General features: G+C 36.5%; 15 protein-coding genes, 2 tRNA genes, 1 rRNA gene and 2 riboswitches. Of the genes, 15 read left to right on the top strand and 3 right to left on the bottom strand.

Features of this window, described 5'->3' with window-relative positions:
- The first annotated feature begins 119 nt into the window (after positions 1-119).
- The 7 genes from rrf to tsaD all read left to right on the top strand — a co-directional run bounded on the left by rrf (position 120) and on the right by tsaD (position 3,196).
- Positions 120-235, top strand: a 5S ribosomal RNA gene (rrf, locus tag DPQ31_RS01340).
- A 12-nt stretch (positions 236-247) separates the two neighbouring features.
- Positions 248-324 (top strand) — tRNA-Met (locus tag DPQ31_RS01335).
- A 2-nt stretch (positions 325-326) separates the two neighbouring features.
- A tRNA-Asp gene (locus DPQ31_RS01330) sits at positions 327-402 on the top strand.
- Between the two features lie 174 nt (positions 403-576).
- A complete protein-coding gene (tsaE, locus tag DPQ31_RS01325; protein WP_208731469.1) occupies positions 577-1,050 on the top strand; it encodes a tRNA (adenosine(37)-N6)-threonylcarbamoyltransferase complex ATPase subunit type 1 TsaE in 474 nt (157 codons plus the stop codon).
- Positions 1,031-1,723 (top strand): tRNA (adenosine(37)-N6)-threonylcarbamoyltransferase complex dimerization subunit type 1 TsaB, encoded by a 693-nt coding sequence (tsaB, locus tag DPQ31_RS01320; RefSeq protein ID WP_208731468.1) that lies wholly within the window; start codon positions 1,031-1,033, stop codon positions 1,721-1,723. The genes tsaE and tsaB overlap by 20 nt, the downstream gene beginning before the upstream one ends.
- 13 nt (positions 1,724-1,736) lie before the next feature.
- The gene (rimI, locus tag DPQ31_RS01315) at positions 1,737-2,180 is read left to right on the top strand and encodes a ribosomal protein S18-alanine N-acetyltransferase (RefSeq protein ID WP_000367202.1); all 444 of its coding nucleotides are present in this window, start codon (positions 1,737-1,739) and stop codon (positions 2,178-2,180) included.
- Complete coding sequence (gene tsaD / locus DPQ31_RS01310) at positions 2,180-3,196, top strand: tRNA (adenosine(37)-N6)-threonylcarbamoyltransferase complex transferase subunit TsaD (RefSeq protein WP_000414604.1); 1,017 nt, start codon at positions 2,180-2,182, stop codon at positions 3,194-3,196. Before rimI ends, tsaD begins: the two co-directional genes overlap by 1 nt.
- Before the next feature lie 473 nt (positions 3,197-3,669).
- Here the strand turns inward: tsaD and DPQ31_RS01305 are convergent, their stop codons facing one another.
- A complete protein-coding gene (locus tag DPQ31_RS01305) occupies positions 3,670-5,604 on the bottom strand; it encodes an ABC-F family ATP-binding cassette domain-containing protein (RefSeq protein ID WP_222615860.1) in 1,935 nt (644 codons plus the stop codon).
- A 187-nt stretch (positions 5,605-5,791) separates the two neighbouring features.
- On the opposite strand from DPQ31_RS01305, the gene DPQ31_RS01300 reads away from it, so the two are divergent.
- On the top strand, positions 5,792-6,421 hold the full coding sequence (locus tag DPQ31_RS01300) for a redox-sensing transcriptional repressor Rex (protein WP_000372701.1): 630 nt from the start codon (positions 5,792-5,794) through the stop codon (positions 6,419-6,421).
- Positions 6,422-6,450: 29 nt separating this feature from the next.
- Here DPQ31_RS01300 and DPQ31_RS01295 read toward each other — a convergent pair whose 3' ends face one another.
- Positions 6,451-6,642 carry a YdiK family protein gene (locus DPQ31_RS01295; protein WP_001246201.1) on the bottom strand — a complete coding sequence of 64 codons (192 nt, stop codon included), beginning with the start codon at positions 6,640-6,642 and terminating at the stop codon, positions 6,451-6,453.
- A complete protein-coding gene (locus DPQ31_RS01290) occupies positions 6,639-7,388 on the bottom strand; it encodes a CPBP family intramembrane glutamic endopeptidase (RefSeq protein ID WP_000745318.1) in 750 nt (249 codons plus the stop codon). The genes DPQ31_RS01295 and DPQ31_RS01290 overlap by 4 nt, the downstream gene beginning before the upstream one ends.
- 400 nt (positions 7,389-7,788) lie before the next feature.
- Here DPQ31_RS01290 and groES point away from each other — a divergent pair, with 400 nt between their 5' ends.
- The 7 genes from groES to ampS all read left to right on the top strand — a co-directional run bounded on the left by groES (position 7,789) and on the right by ampS (position 17,501).
- A complete protein-coding gene (gene groES / locus DPQ31_RS01285) occupies positions 7,789-8,073 on the top strand; it encodes a co-chaperone GroES (protein WP_000917306.1) in 285 nt (94 codons plus the stop codon).
- 38 nt (positions 8,074-8,111) lie between these two features.
- Entirely contained in the window at positions 8,112-9,746 is a 1,635-nt protein-coding gene (gene groL, locus DPQ31_RS01280) for a chaperonin GroEL (RefSeq protein WP_001029987.1), read from the top strand.
- 329 nt (positions 9,747-10,075) lie between these two features.
- Positions 10,076-11,524 (top strand): glycosyltransferase family 39 protein, encoded by a 1,449-nt coding sequence (locus DPQ31_RS01275; protein ID WP_208731466.1) that lies wholly within the window; start codon positions 10,076-10,078, stop codon positions 11,522-11,524.
- A 131-nt stretch (positions 11,525-11,655) separates the two neighbouring features.
- Positions 11,656-11,757, top strand: a riboswitch (purine riboswitch).
- 164 nt (positions 11,758-11,921) lie between these two features.
- A complete protein-coding gene (gene guaA / locus DPQ31_RS01270; protein WP_000743919.1) occupies positions 11,922-13,460 on the top strand; it encodes a glutamine-hydrolyzing GMP synthase in 1,539 nt (512 codons plus the stop codon).
- A gap of 152 nt (positions 13,461-13,612) precedes the next feature.
- Positions 13,613-13,714, top strand: a riboswitch (purine riboswitch).
- Positions 13,715-13,842: 128 nt separating this feature from the next.
- Complete coding sequence (locus DPQ31_RS01265; RefSeq protein WP_000833078.1) at positions 13,843-15,168, top strand: NCS2 family permease; 1,326 nt, start codon at positions 13,843-13,845, stop codon at positions 15,166-15,168.
- 142 nt (positions 15,169-15,310) lie between these two features.
- Positions 15,311-16,012 (top strand): response regulator transcription factor, encoded by a 702-nt coding sequence (locus DPQ31_RS01260; protein ID WP_000896765.1) that lies wholly within the window; start codon positions 15,311-15,313, stop codon positions 16,010-16,012.
- Positions 15,996-17,501 (top strand): aminopeptidase AmpS, encoded by a 1,506-nt coding sequence (gene ampS, locus DPQ31_RS01255; RefSeq protein ID WP_097959929.1) that lies wholly within the window; start codon positions 15,996-15,998, stop codon positions 17,499-17,501. The genes DPQ31_RS01260 and ampS overlap by 17 nt, the downstream gene beginning before the upstream one ends.
- Positions 17,502-17,815: the final 314 nt, after the last annotated feature.

Here is a 17,815-nt window from a genome sequence, read left to right as displayed (position 1 = left end):
ATAGGTTCGAGGTGGAAGCATGGTGACATGTGGAGCTGACGAATACTAATAGATCGAGGACTTAACCATATAATATGTAGCAAATGTTATCTAGTTTTGAAGGAATATGCCTTCAATAGTTTGGTGATGATGGCAGAGAGGTCACACCCGTTCCCATACCGAACACGGAAGTTAAGCTCTCTAGCGCCGATGGTAGTTGGGACCTTGTCCCTGTGAGAGTAGGACGTCGCCAAGCTATTTATATCATCGCGGGGTGGAGCAGCACGGTAGCTCGTCGGGCTCATAACCCGAAGGTCGCAGGTTCAAATCCTGTCCCCGCAACCAATGGTCCCGTGGTGTAGTGGTTAACATGCCTGCCTGTCACGCAGGAGATCGCCGGTTCGACCCCGGTCGGGACCGCCATTTTATATAAAGAAAAGAACGAAACAAGTTGTTTCGTATTTTTTTATTTGTTTTAACAAAAAACTAATAAAGACAGTCAAACTATCCTTAGGACAACTCCTAAGGACTTTTTTATATATTCAAAACCTGTATAATAAAGAGCAGAGAACATTGTGAGTAAAGTAGGTGAAGTCTGTGAGTAAATATGAAGTAACAACAAAATCTTCTGAGGAAACACAAAGATTATCAGAAAAACTAGGTGAACTTGCCCGGGCACAAGATGTAATTATTTTAGAAGGAGATCTTGGAGCTGGTAAAACGACTTTTACAAAAGGGCTAGCAAAAGGTCTTGGCGTGAAAAGAGTTGTAAATAGTCCTACCTTTAACATTATTAAAGAATATAAAGGAAAATTGCCGTTATATCATATGGACGTGTATCGTTTAGCGGAAAGTGAAGAAGACTTAGGTTTTGATGAGTACTTCTATGGTGAAGGAATTACGGTAGTAGAATGGGCTCATTTGATAGAAGCATATTTACCGAATGAAAAGTTACAAATTAGTTTATTCCATGCTGGAGATGACACAAGGAAAATTGTACTCGAGCCAGTTGGAGACCGTTATATTAGATTATGTGAGGAGCTATTACAAGATGAAAGTACTAGCAATTGATACTTCAAATTACGTAATGGGTGTATCCCTTATTGAGGAAGAAAACGTAATTGGGGAAATCATTACAAATTTAACAAAAAACCATTCTGTACGCCTTATGCCAGCTGTAGAGCAACTATTAAAAGAATGTGGTGTAAAACCAAAAGAATTAACTAAAATCGTTGTGGCTGCTGGACCTGGATCATATACAGGTGTTCGCATAGGTGTGACAGCGGCAAAAACATTAGCTTGGTCACTTCAAATACCAATCGTAGGTGTATCAAGTTTAGAAGTAGTAGCTGCAAACGGTGCTAACTTTAGTGGGTTAATTTGTCCTTTATTTGATGGAAGACGTGGACAAATTTATACTGGATTATATACATATGAAGGAGAGCAGTTAACTTCAATAGAAGAAGATCGAATTATTCTTATTGTAGACTGGTTGCAAATGTTAAAACATAAAGGACAGCCTGTTTTATTTATCGGTAACGATGTTAAATTGCATAAAGAAACAATTATAGAACATTTAGGCAATCAAGCTGTATTTGCTCCTTTCACTAAAAATAACCCAAGACCAAGTGAGTTAGCTTTCTTAGGGTTACAAAAAGAGGAACAAGATGTACATTCATTTGTTCCTAGTTACCTTCGTTTAGCTGAAGCTGAAACAAAGTGGTTAGAAAGTCAAAACAAGTAGGAGCTTGCAGAAGATGGATATGATATTTAGAAAGATGGAACTCGATGATATCGCTCAAATTGTAGCTATTGAAGAAGCATCTTTTTCAACTCCTTGGACTGCAGATGCCTTTCAACGTGAATTAACGATGAATGAACATGCACATTATGTTGTGCTAGAAAAAGATGGCCTTGTAATCGGGTATTGTGGATTGTGGATAATTATTGATGAATCACATATCACAAATATAGCTATTTTGCCAGAATACCGAGGTCAAAAGTTAGGAGATGCCCTATTGAAAGAAGTTATTTCCGTAGCGAAAGAACTAGGGGTAAAAACAATGACGCTTGAAGTACGCGTATCAAATGAAGTAGCAAAGCAGTTATACAAAAAATACGGATTTCAAAATGGTGGAATTCGTAAACGATACTATGCAGACAATCAGGAAGATGGTCTTGTAATGTGGGTGAATATATAATGGAAAAAAATACGATTATACTTGGTATTGAAACAAGCTGCGATGAAACAGCAGTAGCAGTTGTTAAAAATGGAACGGAAATCATTGCGAACGTCGTTGCATCACAAATTGAAAGTCATAAGCGTTTTGGCGGGGTTGTACCAGAGATTGCATCCCGTCACCATGTAGAAGAAATTACAGTTGTGTTAGAAGAAGCTTTAAAAGAAGCGAATATAACTTTCGAGGATATTGATGCAATTGCTGTAACAGAGGGACCCGGTTTAGTAGGAGCACTTTTAATAGGAGTAAATGCAGCGAAGGCGGTAGCCTTTGCACATGATATTCCTCTAGTTGGTGTTCATCATATTGCTGGCCATATTTATGCGAATCGTTTAGTAAAAGAAGTTCAATTCCCACTACTATCACTTGTTGTATCTGGTGGACATACAGAACTTGTTTATATGAAAGAACATGGTTCATTTGAAGTGATTGGTGAAACACGAGATGATGCAGCAGGAGAAGCATATGATAAAGTAGCTCGTACGCTATCTATGCCGTATCCAGGTGGTCCTCATATTGATCGTCTTGCGCATGAAGGGAAGCCAACAATTGATTTGCCTCGTGCATGGCTAGAACCCGATTCGTATGATTTCAGCTTTAGTGGATTGAAATCAGCAGTTATCAACACTGTGCATAACGCAAAACAACGTGGTATAGAAATTGCACCGGAAGATTTAGCAGCAAGCTTTCAAGAGAGTGTAATTGATGTACTTGTAACGAAAGCATCTCGTGCAGCAGAAGCGTATAATGTAAAGCAATTGCTCCTTGCTGGTGGAGTAGCTGCTAATAAAGGGCTTCGTGCACGTCTAGAAGAAGAATTTGCACGAAAAGAAGATATAGAGCTAATTATCCCGCCGTTATCTTTATGCACAGACAATGCAGCAATGATTGCAGCTGCAGGTACAATTGCATACGAACAAGGAAAACGTGCGACATTAGCTTTAAATGCAAACCCAGGTTTAGATATTGAAGCATAGTTATACACAAAATTAACCACAGCTTGTGGATAAAACCCATATTATCTGTTGATAATGTGGGTTTTATTGTGTATATAAACTGTTAATAACTTTTTTGTTAAATGTGGATAATGTGGAAAAGTTATTTTGATGTTTATTTTATAAAGGTGGATATGTGTATAACCTTGTGGATAAAACGGATGAAGTCTGACCTTTAAATGAATTCTTTTTCGGGAAATAAAAACGAGAAGATATCCTAAAAAACTTTTGAAAAATCCTCCTCTTATCATATGGGTTGCTGCAATTGTCAATCTTTGTCGGGAAAACGATGTTTCTTGTCGAATTGTTTATATATTTTAAGTTAAGGTATGTGCATTCAAAAAATCGTCGATATAATTTCATGTACTACGAAACTGATTCTAAAGGGAAATAAAAAGGATGTCATCTAGTCAAAAATCCTCGACTGATGAGACATCCTTTTTGTTTAAATTAGCTTATATATGCAGTTCTTCCCATTCTGCCATACAGGCTTCAAGTTGTTCTTGTAATGTTTGTTTTTTCGTTGTAATCTCACTAGCCTTTTCATAATCTGCATATATTTCTGGTAAGCAAAGCTGATCCTCTAACGTAGCAATTTCTTCTTCTAAGCTTACGATGTTTTGTTCTAGTTCTTCGATTTTTCGAGTGCGTTGACGTTCTAATTGTTTACGCTCTTTTTCTTCGAGATAATTTAATTTTTCTTGAGCTACAGTTTTTTGAACAGGTGCCTGATTTTCTTGCTGTTCTTGTTGTTCAAATGTTGCGCGTTCAATCATTTCATTTTTCTTCTCCACATAGTAATCGTAATCACCTAAATACTCTTGCGCACCTTCTGTTGATAACTCGACAACTGTAGTCGTTACGCGATTAATGAAGTAGCGGTCATGTGAAACAAATAGAAGAGTTCCTGGATAATCAATTAAAGCATTCTCCAAAATTTCTTTACTATTTAAATCAAGATGGTTCGTTGGCTCATCGAGAATTAATAAATTGGATTTTTGCATCATAAGTTTTGCGAGAGCTAATCGGGCCTTTTGTCCACCACTAAGAGAAGATACTGGTTTTAGCACATCATCCCCTGTGAATAAAAAATTACCTAGTATAGTGCGAATTTCTTTTTCGGGTTGAAGCGGATATTCATCCCATAGTTCATTTAAAACGCGCTTAGAAGATGTTAAGTTAGCTTGCTCTTGATCATAATAACCAACAGATACATTTGATCCGAAAGCAACATCTCCATGTAATAGCTGTAACTTATTCACAATGGATTTTAATAATGTGGATTTTCCAATTCCATTCGGTCCAACTAAGGCAACACTATCTCCCCGAGTTAAGCGCATATTTACATGTTCAATAATAGGATCCTCATCATAACCGATGGTTGCATCTTTTACTTGTAAAACATCATTTCCACTTTGTTTTTCAATATCGAAGTGGAATGAGGCTGATTTAGAGTCACCTAATGGTCTAGTTAATAATTCCATTCTATCTAATTGTTTACGACGGCTTTGTGCACGTTTTGTCGTAGATGCACGTGCTATATTTTTTTGAACGAAGTCCTCAAGTTTAGCGATTTCATCTTGTTGCTTTTCGTAACGCTTCATTTCTTGTTCGTATAGGGCTGATTTTAAGTCTAAATATTTACTGTAGTTACCAACAAATCGTCTGCTTTCTTTATTCGAAATTTCATATACTTGTGTAACAAGCTTATCTAAGAAATAACGGTCATGAGAAACGATTAAAATTGCGCCAGGATAACCTTGTAAGTATTGCTCAAGCCACGTTAATGTTTCGATGTCTAAATGGTTTGTAGGCTCGTCTAAAATAAGTAAGTCTGGTTTCGTTAATAATAATTTCCCAAGAGCTAATCTCGTTTTTTGTCCGCCACTTAACGTAGAAATTGTCGTCTGATGCGTTTCAACAGGGAAACCAAGACCGCTTAAAATGGAGCGAATATCTGCTTCGTACTGATAGCCGCCTTGATCTTTATAATCTAATTGCAATTGGTCATAATCAGCTAATAATTTTTCATATGTAGCGGCATTTGAAAAGTTTTCTTCTTTTCCCATTTCTTGCTCTAGCCTTCGAAGTTTTGTCTCCATTTGCTGTAGGTGTGTAAAGACGGTTAGCATTTCATCCCAAATTGTTAATGATGTTTCTAATCCAGTATTTTGAGCTAAGTACCCAATTGAGACATCTTTCGGTTTTATAATTTCGCCGCCATCATGAGATAATTCACCGGCGATAATTTTTAATAATGTAGATTTTCCGGCTCCATTTCGTCCAACTAAAGCGATACGATCTTTCGTTTGCACTTCCAATTTTATGTTTGCAAGAATCGTTTCGGCACCGTATAATTTTGAAAGCCCGTTTACTTGTAATAAAATCAATGTTTTCACCTCAAATAATTTCTTAACTTTGCCATGTTTATATTTCTCAATCATACTAAAAATAGTGTATAGTTTAAAATAAAGAGAGAATACTTCTTCTCTTTATTATACAAGGAAATTCATAAGTACTAAACTTCTGTATTCGATTCAAGTATATGAATAAAGATAGGAAGAGAGGAGAGGTTATATGGATCAGCAGAAAATTCCGCAAGCCACTGCTAAACGATTGCCTCTATACTATCGATTTATCCAAAACTTATCTCTTTCTGGTAAGCAACGTGTTTCATCAGCCGAATTGAGTGAAGCGGTAAAGGTTGATTCCGCAACTATTCGAAGAGATTTCTCATACTTTGGAGCATTAGGGAAAAAGGGATATGGATATAACGTAAATTATTTATTATCATTTTTCCGTGAAACACTCGATCAAGATGATATAACACGTGTAGCGCTTATTGGAGTAGGTAATTTAGGGACCGCTTTCTTACATTATAATTTCACGAAAAACAATAATACAAAAATTGAAATGGCATTTGATGTTAGTGAAGAGAAAGTTGGAACAGAAATCGGGGGTATTCCTGTATATCATTTAGATGAATTAGAAGAAAGGTTATCAAATGATATACAAGTGGCAATATTAACAGTACCCGCTACAGTAGCGCAATCTGTAGCCGATAGATTGGCAGAAACAAACGTGCACGGTATTTTAAACTTCACACCAGCACGCTTAAATGTGTCAGAGAATATAAGAATTCATCATATTGATTTAGCTGTAGAGCTACAAACGCTTGTTTACTTTTTAAAGAATTATCCACAATAAAACGCAGAGGAGGTGACCTCTGCGTTTTATTATTGTTTTTTCTTTGTGAATTTCACTAATATAAGGCGAAGTGCCAAATTAAAATCAATTGTTGCCATAACTGCAAATAGTATTGTCCACATATTCCAGATTGTATCTGTCACGTTCGTAATGGCGAAACGTGTAAAGATACATCCGAGAAGGAAATACAATGCAGCCATGAACAATGGTGAGTTTCTCATACAAAAAATCCTCCGATAAAGCCTTGCATTTTTTCAGCTTCTTTAATCATTTCTTGAATTTGTTCATTGCTCATGAAAATCTGTCCAATGGCAACTAATGTATTCATTGCTACATGGGCTGCTATAGGAACGATAATGCGTTTCGTTTTTACATATAAGAAGGCGAATACGAGCCCCATAGAAGTGTATACCAATAGGTGAGTAAAATCAAAATGAATCGCTGCGAATACGAGTGAACTAATAATAGCAGCAACGAAGAAATTAAATCTCTTATAAAGTGTACCAAATAAAATTTTTCTAAATACGATTTCTTCTAAAATAGGTCCGATTATAGATATAACAATAAGGAACCAAGGTGTCGTTCTTGCGATGTCCATAAGTCGGTCTGTATTCTCAGATCCAGGTGTAATCCCTAATAGATACATTTCAATCATACCTGCAATACTTTGTGAGATGATTGCTAAGAAGAACCCGATAAAAATCCACCCGATTGTAGCTGGAACAGAAGAGCGCATTGCATCTAAATGCCTGTCACGAATATCTGTTCTAAGTAACCAAATTACAACGCATAGTGCAATGAAAAAGCTAATAATAGACCAATGTCCGGTTATTAGTTGAAACTTTTCCTCGTTGGTAAATCCTCTATTATCGTATAGTCCGGTTTTCAGAAGAAGTGGTAATCCGGCAATACCCGACAATTGCATTAAAATGTATGTAACGATAATCCACCAATATTGTTTCTTCAAATGGTTTAACCATCCTTTCTAACTCTAGTGTATGAGATAAGGCAGGATAACATGTAATATGCTACCTACGATATAAACTTTCATTCGAATTATGTTTTTTTTTTGTAAATCTGCATTGGAAATTAAAATAGAAGACAGGAAAAAGTTGTGTGTGTAGCGAAAACAACTTAGGGTGTCTTTCATATTGTAACATACGAGTAGTGGAAACAACGATTCATATAGTAAAGGTAGTAGAAGAAGGATTTTATATAGAAGAGCATATATAGTAATTTGCGAAAAAATTATGATTTTTTTACTTGCAAAAGAAATTGAGATTATTTATTATTATAAGTGTGTTAGCACTCGGGTGACTCGAGTGCTAATAAAAAATTTACATAACACAATGAGGAGGTTATTGTTCATGCTAAAGCCATTAGGTGATCGCGTTGTAATTGAGCTTGTTCAAGCAGAAGAAAAAACAGCAAGTGGTATTGTATTACCAGACACTGCAAAAGAAAAACCACAAGAGGGTAAAGTTATTGCAGTAGGTACTGGTCGAGTGCTTGAAAATGGTGAGCGTGTTGCTTTAGAGGTAGCAGCAGGTGATCTTATCATCTTCTCAAAATATGCAGGTACTGAAGTAAAATACGAAGGTACAGACTACTTGATTTTACGTGAAAGTGACATTTTAGCAGTTATCGGTTAATTATATAAATCTTAAAAATTCCAAGGGGGTCAATTATTATGGCAAAAGATATTAAATTTAGTGAAGAAGCACGTCGTTCGATGCTTCGCGGTGTAGACACTCTTGCAAACGCAGTAAAAGTAACGCTTGGACCAAAAGGTCGTAACGTTGTACTTGAGAAAAAATTCGGTTCACCACTTATTACAAATGATGGTGTAACAATCGCAAAAGAAATCGAATTAGAAGATGCATTCGAAAACATGGGTGCAAAATTAGTAGCAGAAGTTGCTAGCAAAACAAACGATGTAGCTGGTGACGGAACGACAACTGCAACTGTATTAGCGCAAGCTATGATTCGTGAAGGTCTTAAAAACGTAACAGCTGGTGCAAACCCAATGGGTCTTCGTAAAGGTATCGAAAAAGCTGTTACTGCTGCAATTGAAGAATTAAAAGCGATTTCTAAACCAATTGAAGGTAAATCTTCTATCGCACAAGTAGCTGCTATTTCTGCGGCTGACGAAGAAGTAGGTCAATTAATCGCTGAAGCAATGGAGCGCGTTGGTAACGACGGCGTTATTACTTTAGAAGAATCTAAAGGATTCACAACGGAATTAGACGTAGTAGAAGGTATGCAATTTGATCGTGGATATGCATCTCCTTACATGATTACTGATTCTGACAAAATGGAAGCTGTTCTTGATAACCCATATATCTTAATTACTGACAAAAAGATTTCTAACATCCAAGAAATCTTACCAGTATTAGAGCAAGTGGTACAACAAGGTAAACCACTTCTTATCATTGCTGAAGATGTAGAAGGCGAAGCTTTAGCTACATTAGTAGTGAACAAACTTCGTGGTACATTCAATGTAGTGGCTGTTAAAGCTCCTGGATTTGGTGACCGTCGTAAAGCAATGCTAGAAGATATCGCAATCTTAACTGGTGGCGAAGTAATCACAGAAGAATTAGGACGTGACTTAAAATCTGCTACAGTTGAATCTTTAGGACGCGCTGGTAAAATCGTTGTAACGAAAGAAAACACAACTGTAGTTGAAGGTATTGGAAACACACAACAAATCGAAGCTCGCATCGGTCAAATCCGTGCGCAATTAGAAGAAACAACTTCTGAATTCGATCGTGAAAAATTACAAGAGCGTCTTGCTAAATTAGCTGGTGGCGTAGCAGTAATTAAAGTAGGTGCAGCAACTGAAACTGAGTTAAAAGAGCGCAAACTTCGCATTGAAGATGCACTTAACTCAACTCGTGCAGCAGTAGAAGAAGGTATCGTTGCAGGTGGTGGTACTTCACTTATGAACGTATACACGAAAGTAGCTTCTATCGTAGCTGAAGGCGACGAAGCAACAGGTATCAACATCGTACTTCGTGCACTAGAAGAGCCAGTTCGTCAAATCGCAATCAACGCTGGTCTAGAAGGATCTGTAGTTGTAGAGCGTCTAAAAGGCGAAAAAGTAGGCGTTGGTTTCAACGCAGCTACTGGCGAATGGGTTAACATGCTTGAGTCTGGTATCGTAGATCCAGCTAAAGTAACTCGTTCTGCACTTCAAAACGCAGCATCTGTTGCAGCTATGTTCTTAACAACTGAAGCTGTAGTTGCTGATAAGCCAGAACCAAATGCACCAGCAATGCCTGACATGGGCGGCATGGGCATGGGCGGTATGGGCGGAATGATGTAATAAGCATCACTCTGTGAAGCTGTTCAATGTATAAATAGTTAATTAGAAGAAGGCTACTTCCTTGATAAAAGGAGGTAGTCTTTTTTGTTGTTAAGATGTATATAAAAGGTTTCTGGAAGGTCGCAAGTTTAGAGAGAGAATGGAGGGGAATATTCAAGCTTCTTTTATTACGGTAATATTCAATATAATTCCAATTGAATATATAATTCTTTTAACATTTATGATACAGTCAAAAGGGATTTTTCTTATTTTTTAGTCGAGATAATAAGTCTCCTAGTTCTTATTGTCTATGAGAGAAGATGGCGGTAGCCTAGTTAGTGAGGTATATGATGCAGATTAAAGAAAATTTGGGTAGAAACATTTTTTCGAAAATATTAGTAGTATGTGGTTTGGCGATGTTTGTCATTACACTTTATAATTCATTTCAAATAGAGAAATCTACCTATTCCTCGGTCGCTGTGTTAATTCTGGAGATAGTAGCAACTATTTTGGTGCTCGGAATAATATCATTTTTAGCAAATCGTTTTTTAACAGTTAATCAATTTTTGCTCATTCTCATAGTTACAGCCTTTGCAATTAGGTTGTTATGGATCATTTTTGAAAAAACAGTACCTATCTCGGATTTTTCTGTAATGTATGAAAGTGCTCAACAAGCTGTAAAGGGTAATTTTGCATTTATTACAGATGAATACTATATGAGTTGGACATACCAATTGGGATTCACATATTATGAGGCTATATTAATAAAAATTTTTGGTAATTATCTGTTTATATTGAAGTTATTTAATATTTTTTGGAGCGTAGGTACTGCCGTGATTATTTATTTTATGGGTAAAACCATTTTTAATGAATACAGTGCGAGAACTGCGGCAATATTTTACGCGCTTTACATACCTAATATTATCTATAGCTCTGTATTAACAAATCAATATATTTCTACCTTTTTCTTTTTTTTAGGACTGTATGTTTTAATTACAAAAGGTTTTTCAACTAAATACGGTTGGGGTTTAACAGGGTTACTGTTAAGCATTGGAAATATTATGAGACCGTTAGGAAGTTTCTTTTTATTGGCGGTTTTTGTTTATGTATTAATTTATAAGATACTTCCGTTTAGAAAAAAAGAAACGTTAAACTACGTAAAAAAATTAGTGGGAATAGTGATTGTATATTTTCTAGTGATGCAAATTGTAAGTATTTTCTTAATGAACACGGGATTAGCGAAAAAACCATTGTCGAACCAAATGCCATATTGGAAATTTGTTGTGGGATTCAATTATGATTCGATTGGTGGATGGAATCAGCCAGATGTTGTTTACCTTAGTCAATTTAAACTTGGGAAGGAAAGAAATGATGCTTCCATTGCTTTGATCAAGGACAGATTGAAGGACAAAGAGAAAGTTCGTCAATTACTTGTATTGAAAGTTGAAAAAATGTGGAGTAATCCTGATGATGCACCTGGTTGGGCTTTGGAGTGGGGGGAACTGAATAAACCACACTTACAACAAATGCTGACAAAATATGAAAGGCTTATGTATATTACATGTTGTATATTTGCGATTGGTACCATTTCATTATATAGAAGAAATGATTCAATATATCCTCTTTTATATATTTTGTTTGGTGGATATGTGGTTATTCATTTGTTTGTCGAAGTTCAAACTAGGTATCGTTTTGACATTTTGCCCGTTATTTTTTTATTTGTGGGATACGGGGTATTTGTAATGAAAAATGGTGTTACACGATTAATGGGTAGAAAACAACAGAAAAAAGTTGAATAATAGGATAAAACACAAAAAACATTTCTATATGGAAATGTTTTTTGTGTTTTAGTGGGAAAGAAATTAATTTCTGTAGAATTTTGTCGCTTTCTCTCTTGACCACATCGACACTTCATTGTTAGAATCTAGGAAGATAATATAAAACGATCCTTCATATATCCTCAATGATATGGTTTGAGAGTCTCTACCGGGTTACCGTAAACAACCTGACTATGAAGGCAGTGTGTCTTATATTTATAAAGAGCGGAGACTATCTTTCTTTATAAAGCCAGACCCCTGCCTTTTCTTTGTTATGAGACTAGAGGCGGAGGACTGGCTTTTTTTATTATATTGGTAATGCTTTTCGCCAAATTGGTGAAAATATTTATATACGAGAACTAACGTTGGGGTGATTATTTTGAAAAAGCAGCACGATACAATTATCGTTTTAGATTTTGGAAGTCAGTACAATCAGTTAATAGCACGTCGAATTCGTGAGTTCGGTGTATACAGTGAACTTCATCCACATACAATTACTGCAGAAGAAATTAAAGCAATGAATCCAAAAGGGATTATTTTCTCTGGTGGACCAAATAGTGTATACGGTGAAGGTGCATTACATTGTGATGAAAAAATCTTTGAACTAGGATTACCGATTTTCGGTATTTGTTACGGTATGCAGCTTATGACACAACACTTCGGTGGTAAAGTAGAACGTGCAAACCACCGTGAGTACGGAAAAGCTGTTCTTAAAGTAGAGAACGAATCAAAATTATATACGAACCTTCCAGAAGAGCAAGTTGTATGGATGAGTCATGGTGACTTAGTAACTGGTTTACCTGAAGGATTCGTAGTAGACGCAACAAGCGAGTCTTGCCCAATTGCTGGTATGAGCAATGAAGCGAAAAACTTATACGGTGTACAATTCCACCCAGAAGTACGTCACTCTGAGCACGGTAACGATTTAATTAAAAACTTCGTATTCGGCGTATGTGGTTGTTCTGAAGGATGGAACATGGAGAACTTTATCGAAGTAGAATTAGAGAAGATCCGTGAAACTGTTGGAGACAAAAAAGTACTATGTGCACTTAGTGGCGGTGTAGATTCTTCTGTTGTAGCAGTATTAATTCATAAAGCAATTGGCGACCAGTTAACATGTATTTTCGTTGACCACGGCTTACTTCGTAAAGGTGAAGCAGAAGGCGTTATGAAAACATTTAGCGAAGGCTTCCATATGAACGTTATTAAAGTGGATGCACAAGAACGCTTTATGAACAAGTTAAAAGGTGTAGAAGATCCAGAACAAAAACGTAAAATTATCGGTAACGAATTCATTTACGTATTTGATGATGAAGCTTCTAAATTACAAGGTATGGACTTCCTAGCACAAGGTACACTTTACACAGACATCGTTGAAAGTGGTACAGCAACTGCACAAACAATTAAATCTCACCATAACGTTGGTGGACTTCCGGAAGACATGCAGTTCAAATTAATTGAGCCTTTAAACACGTTATTTAAAGATGAAGTACGTGTATTAGGATCTGAATTAGGAATTCCTGATGAAATCGTATGGCGTCAACCATTCCCAGGTCCAGGACTTGGTATTCGTGTATTAGGTGAAATCACAGAAGAGAAATTAGAAATCGTTCGTGAATCTGATGCGATTTTACGTGAAGAAATTATTAAAGCGGGCTTAGACCGCGAAATTTGGCAATACTTCACTGCGCTTCCTGGTATGCGTAGCGTAGGTGTTATGGGTGACGAGCGTACTTACGATTACACAGTAGGTATCCGTGCAGTAACATCTATCGACGGTATGACAGCTGACTGGGCACGTATCCCTTGGGACGTATTAGAGAAAATCTCTGTACGTATCGTAAACGAAGTAAAACACGTTAACCGTATCGTGTATGATGTAACGAGTAAGCCACCAGCAACTATTGAGTGGGAATAGTATTATAAAAAAGATCCATCTTTTGCTCATGCATAGATGGATCTTTTTGTTTTCAGTATTAATACGAACGAAAATATGAAATTTTATAAAAATGTTCGTTTTTAAATTGACAAAAATACTTTCAGGAGTTAATATGAGTATGTAATTCAAACGAAAAGTGAATATTATGCCGTCGTATAATATCGGGGATATGGCCCGAAAGTTTCTACCTAGCTACCGTAAATGGCTTGACTACGAGGCGTTTTTATAAAGATGAGGGGAAACTTGTCTTTGTTTATAGAACGCTTCCATGTATATGCAATGGAAGCCTTTTTTATTTTTATAGATAAAAGAGGGCTAGGGTGAAATGCGGCGAGTAATCATATAACGGGGGAAACGTAGGATGAAACGCTATTTTCAATTTGATGAGCTCGGTACGAATTATAAGACTGAGTTCATAGCAGGGTTAACGACATTTCTATCTATGGCTTACGTACTATTTGTCAATCCTGCTACGCTGTCACTTGGAAATGTTAAAGGGTTACCAGCAGGTACAGGAATGGATCCAGGTGCAGTATTCGTTGCGACAGCATTAGCGGCCGCGATCGGTTCGTTAATTATGGGTATTTTCGCAAAGTATCCAATTGCTTTAGCCCCAGGTATGGGAATTAACGCGTTCTTTGCTTATACAGCAGTTTTAACGATGGGTATTCCGTGGCAAACAGCAATTGCCGGAACGTTAATGTCAGGTATTATCTTTATTATTCTTACAGCTTCAGGTATTCGTGAAAAAATCATTAATGCAATTCCATCGGAGTTAAAGTTTGCAGTAGCAGCAGGTATCGGATTGTTCATTGCCTTTCTTGGATTCCAAAATGCCGGAATTATCGTGAAAAATGATGCTGTTCTTGTTGGGTTGGGGGACTTAACAAAGGGCACAACGTTACTAGCAATCTTTGGGGTTGTTACTACGATCATCTTCATGATTAAGAAAATCAATGGTGCAGTATTTTACGGTATGATTCTTACAGCGATCTTAGGAGTGGCAACAGGATTGATTGATACTCCGAAAGCTGTAGTGGGAGCGATACCGAGTCTAGAACCAACGTTCGGTGCTGCGTTAACTCATTTCGGAGACATTTTCACTATTCAAATGGGGATTGTAATTATAACGTTCTTCTTTATCGATTTCTTTGATACAGCAGGTACGCTTGTAGCGGTTGCGAATCAAGCAGGATTAATGAAGAATAATAAATTACCACGTGCAGGAAAAGCATTATTCGCAGATGCAATTGCAACTGTAATTGGTGCGATCTTAGGTACGTCAACAACAACGTCTTACATTGAATCGTCTGCAGGGGTAGCAGCGGGAGGACGTTCTGGATTTACAGCAGTTGTAACAGCAGGATTCTTCTTACTGGCACTATTCTTCTCGCCATTATTAAGTGTTGTAACACCAGCTGTAACGGCACCAGCTTTAATTATTGTAGGGATCTTAATGGTTTCTTCTTTAGGAGAAATCGACTGGAAGAAGTTCGAGATTGCAGTACCGGCATTCTTTACTATCATTTCAATGCCGCTTACGTATAGTATCGCAACGGGAATTGCGATTGGATTTATCTTCTATCCAATTACAATGGTTGTGAGTGGTCGTCGTAAAGAGGTTCATCCGATTATGTATGTTATGGGAGTTTTATTCGTACTGTATTTCATCTACGTTCGTAAATAAAGGGGTTTTTGAAAGGTCTAGACTTAAGGGGAGTCTAGGCCTTTTTTGCGTCTTCAGAAAATCTTAAGGATTTCCGAGCGTTTTTCTTCAGAAGTTTTCCTATAATAGAAGTTAGGGATAAAAAATGAATGGGGGAAATATTATGGCCGGGGAAACAATACTTGTCGTAGATGATGAAAAAGAAATTAGGAATCTTATTACAATATATTTAAAGAACGAAGGATATAAAGTACTGCAGGCGGGAGATGGAGAAGAAGGGCTACGTATGTTAGAAGAGAATGAAGTACATTTAGTTGTGTTGGATATTATGATGCCGAAAGTAGATGGTATTCATATGTGTATGAAAGTAAGAGAAGCGAAAGAAATGCCAATTATTATGCTTTCTGCGAAAACGCAAGATATGGATAAAATTTTAGGGTTAACAACTGGTGCAGATGATTACGTAACGAAACCGTTTAATCCGTTAGAGTTAATCGCGAGAATTAAATCCCAGTTACGTCGTTATATGAAAATGAATGGTTTCGCTATACAAAATGAGGACGAGTTAGAAATTGGAGAGATGAAAATAAACATTTCGACCCATAAAGTTATTGTAGATGGAGAAGAAGTGAAACTAACTCCGAGGGAATTTTCAATTTTAGAATTACTAGCCCGTAATCCAGGTATGGTCTTTAGCGCGGAGCAAATTTATGAAAAGGTGTGGAACGAACGATCTTTCCAGTCTGATAATACTGTAATGGTGCATATTCGAAAAGTACGTGAAAAGATTGAGGAGAATCCAAGGAAGCCTAGATATATAAAAACAGTATGGGGAGTGGGGTATAAGATTGAAAAAGATATTTAATCCGTTTACTTATGTAAGGAAAACAAGAGAATTAATTGAAAAATTAGTAAAGAGCGTACGGAAGAGTATAAGAATTCAATTGATTACTACTTTTGCTGCTTGTGCGTTATTAGGAGTTTTGTCAGCGAAAGCAGCTGCGCCATTTTTTGAGAATGCGAATCGTCAAGCGACTATCGATTATCGAGCTGGTATGGAACAAATTAATTACCAAGCTCAAAGAGCAGCGAGTAGTTCGGTTCATGAAAATAAATTAGAAGCTATATCTAATATGATCGAAATGGAGAATCAAAATTTAGAGCGAGGAAATAGAGCTTTAAAAATATTGGTTACTGATGAAAGTGGTAAAGTTTTATATAAAACAAAGCAGGCGCAAGAAGAGCAAATCGATTTGCATAATACGATTCGTAATGCAGCATCATTTGCGATTAATTATACAGATGGTAGAAATGAATTTGAAAGTACAAGAAAAGAGTTTATAGCTTTTTCACCTATTACTATTGAAGGAAAGAATTTGTACATGTTTGTTAGCGGAATTCCAGAGGGAGAGGTAATGTATGAAACACAAGAAGGACCATTTCCGTTTTTAATTGGTGTCCTTGTATTCATTTTCTCTTTTTTCTATATAACAAAGAGAAAGATGAAGCAAATTGAAGCGATGGCAGAAGGTGTAAAGGAAATAGAAAAAGGTAACTTAGCGTACCGTATTGAGAAGAAAGGTGAAGATGAGATTGCGTCTTTAACTGAGAATATTAATAATATGGCGGAAGAGCTTATGAATAATATAGAAAAGGAACGTAAATTAGAGAAGCAAAAGAATGAGCTTATTACGAATGTATCTCACGATTTACGTACACCACTTACTTCTATTATGGGTTACTTACGATTACTTCGAGATTCTAAATATGAAAATAAAGAACAACATGATGAGTATACGAGAATTGCTTTTGCAAAGTCGGAGCAGTTAAAAAATTTAATAGAAGATTTATTTGAGTATACGAAGTTAACGAATGAACAAGTTGTATTAGAAAAACAAGAAGTATGTATAAATGAGTTACTGGAACAATTAATAGAAGAATTAGTACCGCAAGCGGAAGAGCATGGACTTACGTTTGTTAAGAAATTTCCTGAGGAACGTGCCTATGCATCGGTTGATTCGGAAAAGATGGTCCGTGTATTTGATAATTTACTAATGAATGCGATTAAGTATAGTAAAGATGATGGAGAGATAAAAGTTTCTCTTCAAAGACAGCGCAAGGATATACAAATTGTTATAGCAAATCATAGTGAAGAGTTTACGAGAGAAGAATTAGGGAACTTGTTTGAACGTTTTTATAAGAAGGATCAATCCCGAAGTAGAGTAACGGAAGGTTCGGGACTTGGATTAGCTATTGCGAAAAGTATTGTTGAATTGCAGGGGGGGAGTATTCGAGCTGAATATGAGGATGGTATTATCCAATTCATCGTCGCGTTACCTATTATAGAAAAATAATAAATGAATAGAATGTTCTATGGTAAAAAAGGCGTATTTTAAAAGGAATACGCCTTTTTATATTTTTTTAGAAAAACATGTTGACGATTAGAGTACAGAGGTGTAATATAGAACAAGTCGCCGATGCAATAACGCAGAAAACGACAAACGAAATAAAAAACTTAGTTGACATTGAAACATGAAGATGTTAACATAAGGGAGTCGCAAATGAGCGACCAAGTAGTTCTTTGAAAACTGAACGAAACAAACAACGTGAAACGTCAATTTTTATTTTTAGATGCTAGACAAACTAACTTTATTGGAGAGTTTGATCC

It is taken from the genome of Bacillus sp. COPE52 (genome assembly GCF_003355115.1).
Lineage (GTDB): Bacteria > Bacillota > Bacilli > Bacillales > Bacillaceae_G > Bacillus_A > Bacillus_A toyonensis.
This window is presented reverse-complemented; position numbering and strand designations above follow the sequence as displayed.

Excerpts from the sequence above, each read along its gene's own strand:
- groES (WP_000917306.1), top strand. The coding sequence starts at position 7,789 with ATGCTAAAGCCATTAGGTGATCGCGTTGTAATTGAGCTTGTTCAAGCA.
- DPQ31_RS01275 (WP_208731466.1), top strand. The coding sequence starts at position 10,076 with ATGCAGATTAAAGAAAATTTGGGTAGAAACATTTTTTCGAAAATATTA.
- DPQ31_RS01265 (WP_000833078.1), top strand. The coding sequence starts at position 13,843 with ATGAAACGCTATTTTCAATTTGATGAGCTCGGTACGAATTATAAGACT.
- groL (WP_001029987.1), top strand. The coding sequence starts at position 8,112 with ATGGCAAAAGATATTAAATTTAGTGAAGAAGCACGTCGTTCGATGCTT.
- DPQ31_RS01295 (WP_001246201.1), bottom strand. The coding sequence starts at position 6,642 with ATGAGAAACTCACCATTGTTCATGGCTGCATTGTATTTCCTTCTCGGA.
- DPQ31_RS01260 (WP_000896765.1), top strand. The coding sequence starts at position 15,311 with ATGGCCGGGGAAACAATACTTGTCGTAGATGATGAAAAAGAAATTAGG.
- tsaD (WP_000414604.1), top strand. The coding sequence starts at position 2,180 with ATGGAAAAAAATACGATTATACTTGGTATTGAAACAAGCTGCGATGAA.
- tsaB (WP_208731468.1), top strand. The coding sequence starts at position 1,031 with ATGAAAGTACTAGCAATTGATACTTCAAATTACGTAATGGGTGTATCC.
- rimI (WP_000367202.1), top strand. The coding sequence starts at position 1,737 with ATGGATATGATATTTAGAAAGATGGAACTCGATGATATCGCTCAAATT.
- DPQ31_RS01300 (WP_000372701.1), top strand. The coding sequence starts at position 5,792 with ATGGATCAGCAGAAAATTCCGCAAGCCACTGCTAAACGATTGCCTCTA.